Origin of the sequence: Flavobacterium sp. UGB4466, from assembly GCF_903469665.1 — a bacterium.
Classification (GTDB): domain Bacteria; phylum Bacteroidota; class Bacteroidia; order Flavobacteriales; family Flavobacteriaceae; genus Flavobacterium; species Flavobacterium lipolyticum.
In genome coordinates this window covers 34,969-47,345 of record NZ_CAGKLC010000004.1, presented here as the reverse complement: position 1 = coordinate 47,345, position 12,377 = coordinate 34,969, and the positions used below count along the sequence as shown (strand labels likewise).

8 protein-coding genes are annotated in these 12,377 nt (G+C 36.0%); 5 read left to right on the top strand and 3 right to left on the bottom strand.

Features of this window, described 5'->3' with window-relative positions; genetic code table 11:
- Window positions 1-27 precede the first annotated feature (27 nt).
- The gene (locus tag JO950_RS02055) at window positions 28-1,080 is read left to right on the top strand and encodes a hypothetical protein (protein ID WP_202700843.1); all 1,053 of its coding nucleotides are present in this window, start codon (window positions 28-30) and stop codon (window positions 1,078-1,080) included.
- 70 nt (window positions 1,081-1,150) lie between these two features.
- Window positions 1,151-2,011 carry an SdiA-regulated domain-containing protein gene (locus JO950_RS02050; RefSeq protein WP_202700842.1) on the top strand — a complete coding sequence of 287 codons (861 nt, stop codon included), beginning with the start codon at window positions 1,151-1,153 and terminating at the stop codon, window positions 2,009-2,011.
- Window positions 2,012-2,256: 245 nt separating this feature from the next.
- On the opposite strand, the gene JO950_RS02045 is transcribed toward JO950_RS02050, so the two are convergent.
- The gene (locus tag JO950_RS02045) at window positions 2,257-5,991 is read right to left on the bottom strand and encodes a metallophosphoesterase (protein ID WP_202700841.1); all 3,735 of its coding nucleotides are present in this window, start codon (window positions 5,989-5,991) and stop codon (window positions 2,257-2,259) included.
- Between the two features lie 26 nt (window positions 5,992-6,017).
- On the opposite strand from JO950_RS02045, the gene JO950_RS02040 reads away from it, so the two are divergent.
- Window positions 6,018-7,196 carry a Pycsar system effector family protein gene (locus JO950_RS02040; RefSeq protein WP_202700840.1) on the top strand — a complete coding sequence of 393 codons (1,179 nt, stop codon included), beginning with the start codon at window positions 6,018-6,020 and terminating at the stop codon, window positions 7,194-7,196.
- 15 nt (window positions 7,197-7,211) lie between these two features.
- Here the strand turns inward: JO950_RS02040 and JO950_RS02035 are convergent, their stop codons facing one another.
- Complete coding sequence (locus tag JO950_RS02035) at window positions 7,212-9,581, bottom strand: GAF domain-containing protein (protein ID WP_202700839.1); 2,370 nt, start codon at window positions 9,579-9,581, stop codon at window positions 7,212-7,214.
- A 225-nt stretch (window positions 9,582-9,806) separates the two neighbouring features.
- On the opposite strand from JO950_RS02035, the gene JO950_RS02030 reads away from it, so the two are divergent.
- Both JO950_RS02030 and JO950_RS02025 read left to right on the top strand, forming a co-directional pair.
- Complete coding sequence (locus JO950_RS02030; RefSeq protein WP_202700838.1) at window positions 9,807-10,559, top strand: SDR family oxidoreductase; 753 nt, start codon at window positions 9,807-9,809, stop codon at window positions 10,557-10,559.
- Between the two features lie 73 nt (window positions 10,560-10,632).
- On the top strand, window positions 10,633-11,214 hold the full coding sequence (locus JO950_RS02025) for a TetR/AcrR family transcriptional regulator (protein ID WP_202700837.1): 582 nt from the start codon (window positions 10,633-10,635) through the stop codon (window positions 11,212-11,214).
- Window positions 11,215-11,299: 85 nt separating this feature from the next.
- Here JO950_RS02025 and JO950_RS02020 read toward each other — a convergent pair whose 3' ends face one another.
- Entirely contained in the window at window positions 11,300-12,358 is a 1,059-nt protein-coding gene (locus tag JO950_RS02020; RefSeq protein WP_202700836.1) for a nucleoid-associated protein, read from the bottom strand.
- Between the last annotated feature and the right edge of the window lie 19 nt (window positions 12,359-12,377).

The window sequence follows — 12,377 nt, the reverse complement described above, 5'->3', positions numbered from 1 at the left end:
AAATTTGTACTAAAGATATTCAAAAATATGAGCGAACCTTTAATGGTTTTGAAAAAACCGTCCTATCCTTTAATGCCGTCTCTTCTTAGTTATTTAGAGCGATACGAACGTATTTCGAAAGTATCGGTGTTCTATGATGATCTATTGCGATTTTCAGGTTCGGTTAACGTTTATGATAAAAATGAAACGGATACTTTATGGATCAGAGTGTATTACAGCGAGTTTGAGAGAAATGAAATCGATTTGAATCTGAAAAAAATCTATTCTCTTTTGCATTCTGATGGAAATAACGAGATCATTCAGTATTTGAATATTGATGCAATTGATTACTGTACTTTTGGAAATTCTAAACCTTTCCGGATAAAAGTGCGTAATATTCTCAATGATAATTATGTTCATTTTTATATCAAAAAAGCAGATGCTTCAAGAATTTACGGATTAGAGCTGGAGGATATTCTCTCACCGGATAAAATCAACTTTTTGGTTTTTAAGGATACTTTAATTGAAGAGCATATTATCGGAATCCCGGGTGACGTTTTTATGGATACTTTATTAGACAGTTGTACGGAAATGGAAAAGTCGCAAATTGCAAAAGAATTTGTGAAGTTCAACGAACGCTGTATGATCAGGCTTTTGGGGGATATGCGTGCTTACAATTATGTGATTGTTCCCATTCATGACTTCGATCAGGTAGTTTATAAAATCCGTCCAATTGATTTTGATCAGCAATGTTATGAAGGGAACTTTAAAGTGTATCGTCCGCAGTTTTTCAAAGAAAATTATCCGATGATCAAATTGATTAAAGAAAAACTGGAGGACCGGTCAATTATTCAGTATAAGGACGAGGAAAGAGCGATTTTGGCGAAACGTATCCATTCTGCCGAAACCAGAATCAAAAAACTGCTGAACATCATGTGTCACGATACGATTTCGACAGAAGAGCATCTGAATCAACTAAAAATGGAATTGTACCGTTATACCAATGATATGAAGTTCAAAAATGCCAAATCTATGGGACATATTATGTTTGCCGCTTTTGAATTTATTACACGTAATTTTAAAAATACAAACCTACCTTAAATACTGCACTCCATAAAGATGTTGGGTTGTTAGCAGGTTTTAGTTAGGTTAAATATTAAAAGAAGATATTATGAAAAAATTTTTTTTACTCGGGGCTTCTATAGCCTTACTGGCTTGTCAGCAACAATCCAATCCAAATTTAAAAACGTTGTACGCCCTTCCGAAGAAGCTAAAAGAAGTTTCGGGAATTACTTATTTTCCTGAAACGAATTTAATTTATGCGATAGAAGACAGTGGTAATAAAAATGAAATTTATGCGATAAAATCGGACGGGAAGATTGCCAGATCGATTGTTGTTTCAAATGCAACTAATGTAGATTGGGAAGATATTACCAAAGACAAAAGCGGGAATATTTACATTGGAGATTTTGGAAATAACGACAACGAGCGCAAAGATTTGTGTATTTATAAAGTCAATAAGAATCAGTTGAATAAAGATTCAGCAGTGGCAGAGTATAAGGTTTCATTTTCTTACCCGGAACAAAAGGAATTTCCTCCGAAGAAAAAGGAAATGTTCTATGATGTCGAAGGCTTTTTTGAGCACGGGAATTATTTTTATCTGTTTACCAAAAACCGTAGTAAGAATTTTGATGGAACTGCCTTTATTTATAAAATTTTAAATGCTCCGGGAACTCAGAAGGCGATTAAAATAGGGGAGTTTAAGACTTGTGATAATTACAATCATTGTGTTTTAACCAGTGCAACCATTAGCCCTGATGGTAAAAAAGTAGCTTTGCTGAGTCATGATAAAATCGTTTTGTTTAAAGGGTATAAAAATGATTTGTTCCATAAAGGATCACAAACGGAAATTAAATTGGATCACTTTTCGCAAAAAGAAGCTATCGTTTTTAAAGACAACACTACTTTATTGATTGCCGATGAAAAGGCAAATAAAACAGGAGGCAATGTTTATGAGTTTAAGCTAAAATAAAAAGGGGCTAAGGTACTGAGGTGCTGAGGCTCTAAGGTTTTTTGCCACGAATTCGCGAATTTTAGTTTACTGTATCATTTTTGAATACTGAGAAAGAAAGCTTAGGATCTTAGAATCTCAGTAACTCAGTACCTTTAAAATAAAAAGTTTGCCACGAATTCACGAATTTTAAATTACAAAATCATTCGTGAATTCGTGGCAAAAAACCTTAGAACCTTAGTAACTCAGCATCTCAGAACCTCTAGTTAAAAACTATAAGCCGCTCCAAAAATGACTCTTCCTGTTTCGTCAGGAGATTTGAAATAAGTGATTCTTGCGGTTATTACATTGATCGCGTTCAGCCAAAGTCCGCCGCCATAATCCTGATGCCATTTTTGGGAATTTTCACCGTCAAGCCAGATTCTTCCATAGTCAAAACCACCCAGTATTCCGTAGGTTAACGGAGCAATTGTTTTTTGGATTTTACCAATGCTAAGACGTAAATCAGTACTTTGAGAAAAATAAGAACTTCCCAGAAAGCGTTCGTTTCGATAACCGCGTAAGTCTGTATCGCCTCCTAAAGACGCACCCTGATAAAATTCGTAATTGTTATTTAGGATCGCTTTTCCTTTTAAAAGAGTGGCCAAAACCAGCTTTCCGTTAGAATCAATTTTATGCGTAAATCCTAAAAGACTTTCAAGAGTCGGAAAGTTTTGCCTGGTTTCATTTAGATTGGCTAACCACGCTGCCGAGATCATGAAAGTAACTCCCAAAGTAGGTTTTGCAGCAAAGTCGGAGTTTTTGAAATGGTACTTGATTTTCGCACCACCAAAGGTCTGACTTTGAAAAATCTCCGGATTAATGATGTTTGGAATATCAATAAATCGGTTTTTAGTTTCTTCTACTCTCATTTGTTGAAACATGGGCTGGATGCTAAACTCGCTTCCATATCGCCCGACATGTCTGATGGCCGCTGAAACATTAAACTTCTGAATGCGAACGCGGTTGTAATCCATTCCGAATTGCTCTGTATTATTGATTGTTTCATTCCCATATCCGAAATAATTCACCGTAAAATTTGGAGTTGTATATTGCGATTCAACATCAATAACCCACTTGCCAAGCAAGCCCGGAAAATGTGCGGCGTAATTCAATTCAAAACCTTCCGTTGCGAAGTAGTAAAAACCGTTTAACACATGTTTTTGTGTGTAAGGGTTTTGTTTGAAATTGTTTACGGTATAGTTCAGATTAAAACCAAGCTTTACACCATCGTCAGGATTGTACCCCATATTCGGAAGCCCTGAAATCACATTATATTTTGGTTTTTCGTAATTGTAAAGGTTAACGTCGTAATCGTCTGTTAGTTGAGTTCCCGTTTTTGAATCCAGATTATAGGTGTTTTGTTTTGATTTAAAATCATAAACGATCACTCTTTTTCCGTTCTCAATGTTATACGTATCATTGTTTTGTCCGCCAATTAACCGAATTTTTATCTTCGATTTTGCATTGCCGGTTACCTGAAAAGTATCATTATCATCTAAACCGTAAATCCATAAGTTGGAAGTTTTAGCATCGGTAACGGTTTTATTGTATATCAATTCGTCGCCCTCTTTTTTAACTCTGAATACCTGAATTTCGAGTGTTTTTTTGGCGCTATGGCGAATTACAAACTTGTCTTTTTTATCTGTTCCGGCGATCATTACAGTATGACTCAAAACGTCAAAGTATTGGGAAGCATATTTTTGAAGTTCTTTTTTTCGGCTTTTCAATTTCTGTTGTATGTCTTTAATCGTTTCATCCTGAACTTCTTTTGGCAGGCTTTTGAAAGCATTGTCAATGTCAGCATCGGTTAAGTTTTCCTGAATGTATTTTGCCTGAGCAATCCAGTCTTTTTCTTCGGCAGTTTTTAAAAAGGCCAAGTCAAGCGGGTAAGGTTCTCTGTTAAGCCATTTTACATTGTCGATTTTGTCTTTAAAAGTACGCATGTGGCGCAGTGCAGGAATGTTCATCAACAGTGAAAGCAAAGTTCCGTCATATTTCGAAAAAGCCTGATCGCGATCTCTGGGAATAGGTTTGTAAGTTACCTTTCCGTCTTTTTTATATTCTCCCCAACGCCATTGGTCGTCGTGTCGGTCCCAATCGCCAATAAGCATGTCAAACAAACGGGCTTTTATGTATTCGTTTTCGTCAACGGTATATTTTTCATCTTTATGAAGGTTTTTCATCATGTCAGATGTACTGATAATATTGGTTGGATTTCCAAAATTCTTCCCTTCCAGATGATTGTCGGCAGGTCTTTCTTCAACCATATACAATTCATCTCCAAAATTCGAATTGAATTCCTTTAAAGTATTTTGTTTCGGAATGTAATATAAAATAGGGTTGCTGTGTGCCAGCCCTATTCTATCAGCCAGATTGCCTACTGCAAAGGGAGTATACGGATGTGAAGTAGTGTAAAAGTCCAATAAGAAATTCTCTGCATAGGTATTCTCAAAATCATTAACAATGTACTGATCTTTAAAAGCTACAGATTGTAAAAATTGTGTAGCACTTTTTTTCATAGCACGCATTACATATTCACGGCCTTTAGGGTCAGATACTCTTAAAGATTTAGACTGATGTCCGCCACCTTCACGAATGGGTTTCAGACCTCCCATTAAGGTGTCTAAAGTTGCGGTTTTAGCCTCAATAGGTAAGCTGTAATATTTTCTATAGTGGTTTCCGAAAAGAAATTTATGAAACAGACTTTTCTGCGTCATTTTTTGAGAATAGATGGAAGTCGTAATTTTAGGAGGGAAATTATTCGGAATATCAGCAGCCCAGTTGATCTCTTTGGCCTTTATGATTTCCTGCTCAAAAAGTAGCTTCTCGTGGTTGTTTTCATTTCCGAAGAAAGAAACTTTCGCATCTCCGCTTTTGAATAAAGTTAAGGTAGCGTAACCGTTTCCTCCATAAGAGAAATCATTTGAATTAATGGCCCTTGCAGCTTCAGATTTTGATCCCGCACCGCTAATAATCTGCTTAATATTTTCCTTGTTTACATACTGCAGATTATGATCGTGGCCGGAAACTACAATCACATTTTTTTGTTTTTGCAGCAGCGTTTTAATGCGCTTGGCATAAGCAGTATATTGTTTGTTTTGAATGTCTTGTGGACTGGCACCTGTAGTTTTTCGCAGTAAATTAATAAAGGAACCAATTACCGGAAGCGGAATTTTTTGTTCCAGAGGGAACAGTTGTTTTTCCAACGAATATTGACCACCATGCGATCCGTTGCTCATGAGCGGATGATGTAGGGCAAGAATGACTGTTTTCTCCTGATTTTTATTAAGAACACTTTCCAGTTCGTCAAAGAAATCTTCTCTGGTTTTAATATCACAATTGTCATTTATAGTAGGGTGGTTGTTCCAGTCTTCCAGAAACCATTCACTGTCAATCGTTACTAAAGCAGTTGTACTGTCTATTTTAACAGCTTCTATAGCACAGCTTTTTCGGGGTAAAAAGGCTTTTTTATCGTTTAAATATTTAGTAACAAATTCAGCCTGAAGTTCAAGGCCTTTGATGCCATTGTACCAATCGTGGTTTCCGGGAATGACAATCGTTTTTCCCTTAAATCCTTCGGTAAGTTTTAATTGATTGGTCAGTTTCGTTTCGGCCAAAGCCTTTTCCGGCCCCTCATTATGGGCAGGAAAACCTTTCGGATAGATATTATCTCCTAAAAAAAGCAAGGTCGATTTTTTATTCGCTTTTTTTAGCTTTTGGTGCAGTAGTTCAAGAGTTTGCTGTGCTTTTTCTTCGTCGGCGTTTCCGGCATCACCCACTAAATAAAAAGTGTGTGCAATTTTTAGGGTATCTGTTGCGTTTTCCGTTTCGTTAGCACTGACATTTTTACCATATTGGGCTTTATGAGTCGCACAGGAATAGGTGAGCAGCAAGACAGTTATTGCCAAAGAACAGGTTTTAATTTTCGCAATAAAATGATTATCCAAAAACAATTTCATAATTTAGTGGTGTAAAAATATTCTTTATGAATTTAATAGAACAATCCGAAGATTTTGTTAGTAATTTACTCAAAGATAAACTTTCTAATTTATATTCTTATCATAATTTCAACCATACTTTAACGGTCGTAAATGCTGTAAAAGAGCTTTGTAAAAAGGAAGATGTTACGGCTGAGGAGAAGGAAGTACTTTTAGTGGCAGCCTGGTTTCATGATAGCGGGTACATTAATGGTTATGAAAAACATGAAGAAGAGAGTGTGAAAATTGCTACGGCTTTTTTGAAGGAAAAAGGACTGTCGGATGAATTCATAACACAGGTTTCCGGTTTGATTCTGGCCACGGTAAAAGAGTATACTCCGAAAACACATTTGGAGAAAATAATCAAGGATGCCGATTTTGCTCACCTTATGGGGACTGAGTATGCAACGACTTGCGAATTATTGCGTATTGAATTAAAGAATACCTGGAATTTAAACTTTTCAAATGCCGAATGGGCAAAAGAAAATCTGAATTTTCTAATGAACAAGCACCGTTTTTATACGGATTATGCGCTTAGAAAATGGCAGCCTTTAAAAGAGAAAAATCTGTTAATGGTTCAGAAAAAGATTGAAAAGCAGGAAAAAAAAGAGGCAGAAAAAATCGAAGAAGAGAATAGAAAGAGAGATAAAATCGAAAAACCGGATCGTGGTATCGACACCTTGTTTCGTGTTACCTTGGGGAATCATACGCGTTTAAGCGGAATTGCCGATAGTAAAGCGAATATTTTATTGTCTGTAAATGCTATTATCATTTCGATTGCACTTTCTACGATTATCCCTAAATTAGACAGTCCGAAGAACGCGCATTTGGTTGTTCCCACTTTTATCATGCTGATTTCAAGTGTGGTGACCATTATTTTTGCGATTTTATCTACACGACCAAAAGTAACAACCGGCATTTTTACACGTGAGGATATCGAAGCCAAGAAAATTAATTTATTATTCTTTGGAAATTTCTACAAAATGCCTCTTGAAGAATATGACTGGGCGATGAACGAAATGATGAAGGATAAAGATTATCTGTATTCTACCATGATAAAAGATTTGTATTATTTAGGATTGGTGTTACAGCGCAAATATAATTTACTGCGTATTGCTTACAATCTTTTTATGATCGGTATCATTGTTACCGTAATCTCTTTTGTAATTGCGTTTAAATCCATATAAAAGCTCAACTAAAAATTAGTTGAGCTCATCTAATAAGTCCTGATAGGTAATTTTTTTCGCTACGGGATTTGTATTGTTATTGATTACTTTAACACGAATGGCTCTTAGACCCGAAACTCCCTGAAGGTCTTCAACTTCAAATTGTTCGATGGAAGGTTCGAGAATTTTTTTGTGCTGTAAGTATTTGATGTATTTTAAATATTCAGCTTCCTCACTGTTTTGAGAATACACAATGGTAATTTTCTCTTTCTCCGTAATACGGTCTTTTGTGCCTTTGATATTCGATTTGTCGATGCGTTTTTTCACCACTTCGTATCTGGCATTGTAGGTTCCGTCGACATCAAAACGTTTTTCATCCATTCTGAAACGGATCGAAAGCGGAGAAGTAAACACTAATATTAAAGAAGTCACGTCCAGTTCGTACGGGAGTGATTCTTTAAGCTGATGATGTTCAAGTTCCATTTCGCACAAGGTTTGTAACTGCCACAAACGCAAGTTGTGCAAGTACATCATATCAAAGGGTTGATTTGGAGCAATAGAGGCCCCAATATAGAGGTTATGCTCAACACCATCTGTTTTAAATCGTTCGTAATAATGTGGATAAATCTGTTGCGCTTCGAGTTGTTTTTTGTCCAGAACCGAGGCCAGTTTTTTGTTGATAATAGACATCGCATTATCAAATTTCTTTCGCTCCTGATAAAACAATCCGCTTTTTGCGTCAAGACTCTCAAAGTATTCTCGTTCCAGTTTTTCGCTTTTTTGTGTTTCTTTTGTATTCTTTAAAAGAGGATGAATTTCTTCTTCAATATAACGCTGAATGTATTGCTCGGTATCTGCTTTTAAAGGAGCGTCTAGCTCATCGCGAAAAGATTCCAGTTCAAATTTACGCTGTTCCAAAAGGACCAGATTGTGGTTTGTATTCTGAGATTCGAAAATTTTCAGCAAAGCAGTCAATTGATTTTTAAGGTCGATCTTAACCGTTTCATTTCGATGTTCGGAAGAGCCTTTAATGTCAATTTGCCCGTAAAGCGGATATACATTCTTAAACACAATTTCCTTAAAAATATAATCCTTGGTATGATTGATATTTTGGAAATAGTTTTGCGATTCTTTTTTGAATTTCCAATATACACTAGGGTGAATGGTGGTGTATTCGCGTTGAATAATGGCTTCAATCTGATGCTGCATATCCGTATTGTAACGATCAATAGTATCGGTTAAATAAGGAAGCACCAGTTCCAGTTTGGTAGCATTAATCGTATTGAGTGCTTTTTGTTGAGAAGAAACCAGTTCAACAACGCCCAGTAACTGCCCGTCTTTTATGACAGGAGCAAAAACACAACTTTGGATCCCTTGTTTTAACAGATGCTCCCCTAATTTTATATTATGTGATTCGGCAATGAATTTTTCGACGTTAGAAATTACCAAAGGTTCTTTATCGTTTAATAATTTCTCGAAGGTACATCCGAAAAAAGCATTCTTGCAATCAATTTCCTGATCTTTTGAAAGTAGAAAACTCTGCATCTGAGTGTCAAATTTAACAGGTCTGATAAATTTTTCTTCCTCCGGACTGTATACAATAAACCCCACCTTTAAATCAGGAATTTTAAAGATCGATTTAAAAATATTGAATACAATTTCATCTGTAGCAGCTGTTTTTGAATCAGATTTTAATAAGTTGCTTTTCAGGTTTGAAATCGCACTTTCTGTGGTGGCGTCGAACAAAGAAACAATTCCAAAACCTTTTAAAATCCAGCTTCCGGCAGGGAATTTTGATTTCCAGAGTTCAAGATCGTGGTAGTTGTCCAGTAATAAGTCAATATCATCCTGAGTTAAAGCTATTGATTTTTCTGTTGGAATAACTTCCATGAAATCGGCATTGTACAGAATACGATAGTGCTTTTCTATTCCATTTTCATCGGGAATGTCATAGAAAAAAGGGTTGTTAAAATCGATACGCTGTTTGTAATAGGCACCTAAAATAATGCAGCAGTTGTTGACATAGAACTGATGATCGTCGAAATCGCGAATTTCCATATCAAACTCTGATCCTGCGTTGCTTAAGATCTTTTTAAAGCGTTCCGTATAGTTGAAATATAAATTCTGAAAAGGTATGGTAACCGCTTTTATTTCGTTGTTTGTCAAAGCAGTTGGGAAGATATCAGCCAAAAGATTCCTGATTAAAGCTTCATTGTCTTTAATGGTGGCGTAGTCCTTAATTCCGGTTCGAAGTTCCGGAAGGGCCTCTATTTGTTTTAGAATGGCTTTTGCGTAGTTAGCCCTGTAATCAACATCCGACAAAGCAATTTTCTCAAAAGATTCAATAAGCTTATGAAAGGAGATGATCGTTTCGAAAGGACTTTCGTTGTATAAATGAATATCCATCTGAATTGGTTTAGACTGTAAATTTAAGCATAAATTAAGAATTTTTAGCATTTCATCATTTCTTTCCTTTATGATAGCATAGAGCAAAAGCTGATAAACAGCAGGGTTAAAAGCAAGTCTTTTTATTTAACAAAATATTAACTCGATTAATTACGGAACGATCGTTCCGTAATGATATCTTTGTGTCAGAATAATCAAAGAATCAGTAATTTAAAAACAATTAAAATGAAAAAATTAGAGAATAAAGTAGCCATTGTAACAGGAGGTAATAGTGGAATAGGGTATGCGGCTGCAGCGGATTTGGCAGCAAATGGTGCAAAAGTAATTGTGACGGGAAGAAACAAAGAAGCCTTAGGAAAAGCAGAAGCTGAATTGAAAGTAACCGGAATTGCATCGGACCAATCCGATTTAAAATCAATTGACGGTTTAGTTGCCGAAGTGAAAGACCAATTTGGTAAAATTGATATCGTGTTTTTAAATGCCGGAATCGCTTCTTTTGCTCCCTTGGAATCTGCTTCAGAAAGTCATTATGATTCGATTATGGATGTGAACGTTAAGGGAGTTTATTTTACACTTCAAAAGTTGCTGCCTATTTTAAACGATGGAGGTTCTGTTATTTTTAATACCTCGATAAATGCCAATGTTGGTATGGAGAATTCAGGAGTTTATGCGGCAAGTAAAGCAGCTCTGTTATCTTTGAACCGTGTTTTTGCAACAGAACTGGCACCCAGAAATATCAGAATTAATGCGATTTCACCGGGGCCTATTGAAACGCCTATTTTTGGAAAATTAGGATTAGAAAAAGCAGAAATCGAAGGATTTGGTGCAGCGTTAAGCGATAAAATTTTATTGAAACGTTTTGGTAAAGCTTCCGAGATTGCTAAGACAGTAACTTTTCTTGCCTCAGACGATGCTTCGTTTATTACAGGAACCGAAATTGTGGTAGACGGTGGGCTTACAGTAAACACAGTGGTTTAATTTTTCGCTCTAATTGCGGAACAATCGTTCCGTAATTTTTCGTATCTTTGTAAGAGAATTTAATTATGAAGTTATGGCCAGAACAAAAGAATTTGATGAGGATAAGGCTCTGGATAAAGCGATAGAAATTTTTTGGTGTAAAGGATATAACGGTACTTCGGCACAGGATCTGGTAACGCATTTGGGGTTAAGTCGTTCGAGTTTGTATGATACTTTTGGAGACAAACAGAAACTTTTTTCAAAAGCTTTAAGAAGGTATCTGGAACATGGGCAGGAAGCCACAAGAAACCTTTTGAACCAATCAGAAGATATAAAAGAAAGCTTAACTGAGATTTTTAAACAGGCGGTTATTGAAAGTCTGGATGACCGAATGACAAAGGGGTGTTTTGTAGTAAATGCTGCTGTTGAACTCGCGATGCATGACGAAGAGATTGCTAAAATTGTGAGCGATAACCGACAAACAGTGGAGGAGATTTTTTTGACAGCAGTAAAAAAAGGACAGCAGGCAGGACAAATTTCAACGCAATTAGAAGCAAGAATGCTGGCTCGTTTTATCTTTAATAATTATACCGGAATCAGGGTGTTGGCTCGCTCCGGAGAGAACGATAAGAAGGTTTACGATGATATTCTGAAAGCGATGTTTTCAGTATTGTGACTTTGAAATAAAGTATAAAAAAACGGCAATTACTAGTGTAGTTGCCGTTTTTTATTTTAAGTAAGTAATAGAAAATGAATGACTCTTAGCTTTTCTCTTCTTTATTGAAATACACTAAGTAGTAATACATTTGTTTTTCTTCATCCCAGCCTTTTTCAACAAATTTTTCAGCACTTTCCGGATTGATAAAATCCATTTTGATCTGAATGTGTGTGTCCAGGTTAATCACGTTTTTGATCGATTTTCTGGCGTCTGAAACTGCTGCGTTGGCAATAGGGAATGAGGTTACATCTTCGATGCTGTATTTTTCTCCTTTATCCACTTTATAGTTTTTGAATTCAGGAATTAATTCAGGATTGTCTAATACTTCGTTTAAGAAATTTTGTTCTTCAAACTGATCGTTTTTTGCGAAATAATTCACAGATCGGTTCATGAACATTACTTCTTCTTTTTTGTCTTCTGCCGGTAAAACGACATCTTTGGCGAAGTTCTGGCAGAATTTTAAGTATTTTTTAGTGATGAAGTTTTCATCTTCAAAAGCATCAACAGATAAAAAGTGCTCTAACCAGTAGCGCGCGTCATAACGGTTGCTGTCAACGGTTAGGATTTTGTATCCTTCTTCTTTTTTATAGTTAAAAATCAAACATCCTTTATCTAATTTACTTAAGTTGATTCCTTGTTGCAGGACCATTTCAAGATTGCTTCCTTTCTCTTCAAATTGCAAAAAGTCGGCTTGTAACTCGCTTTTAAAAATTCCAATAGCATCCACAACATTATTGTCGATACTTAGATTGGTAAGATAAGTGATGTAAACCTCTCCATTTTTAATATGCGGGTGATTGGATTGCTCAAATAAATGCGTAGTAATTTTTTTTGAAACCTCGTGTAAATTTCCAGGGTTGCTAAAAATTTCTGTAGCATATTTAAACATGTCGTTGTAGTCTAAATCAACTTCGTGCGCAAACTGATAATAGTTTTCCTCTTTCTCTCTGAAAGGCTTAAAAAAGTACTCTTTGATCAAAGGAACAATTTCATCATTTAAATTAAATGGTTGTTCCGATAAAAAAATCGCTTCGTTTCTGCTTTTGTTCCCTACGCGGTGTATCGAAAGCGTATCGATGTGGGTGTTGAATAAGTTGATCATATTTTTTTAGGTGCTGAGG

Excerpts from the sequence above, each read along its gene's own strand:
- JO950_RS02055 (WP_202700843.1), top strand. The coding sequence starts at position 28 with ATGAGCGAACCTTTAATGGTTTTGAAAAAACCGTCCTATCCTTTAATG.
- JO950_RS02050 (WP_202700842.1), top strand. The coding sequence starts at position 1,151 with ATGAAAAAATTTTTTTTACTCGGGGCTTCTATAGCCTTACTGGCTTGT.
- JO950_RS02045 (WP_202700841.1), bottom strand. The coding sequence starts at position 5,991 with ATGAAATTGTTTTTGGATAATCATTTTATTGCGAAAATTAAAACCTGT.
- JO950_RS02040 (WP_202700840.1), top strand. The coding sequence starts at position 6,018 with ATGAATTTAATAGAACAATCCGAAGATTTTGTTAGTAATTTACTCAAA.
- JO950_RS02035 (WP_202700839.1), bottom strand. The coding sequence starts at position 9,581 with ATGGATATTCATTTATACAACGAAAGTCCTTTCGAAACGATCATCTCC.
- JO950_RS02030 (WP_202700838.1), top strand. The coding sequence starts at position 9,807 with ATGAAAAAATTAGAGAATAAAGTAGCCATTGTAACAGGAGGTAATAGT.
- JO950_RS02025 (WP_202700837.1), top strand. The coding sequence starts at position 10,633 with ATGGCCAGAACAAAAGAATTTGATGAGGATAAGGCTCTGGATAAAGCG.
- JO950_RS02020 (WP_202700836.1), bottom strand. The coding sequence starts at position 12,358 with ATGATCAACTTATTCAACACCCACATCGATACGCTTTCGATACACCGC.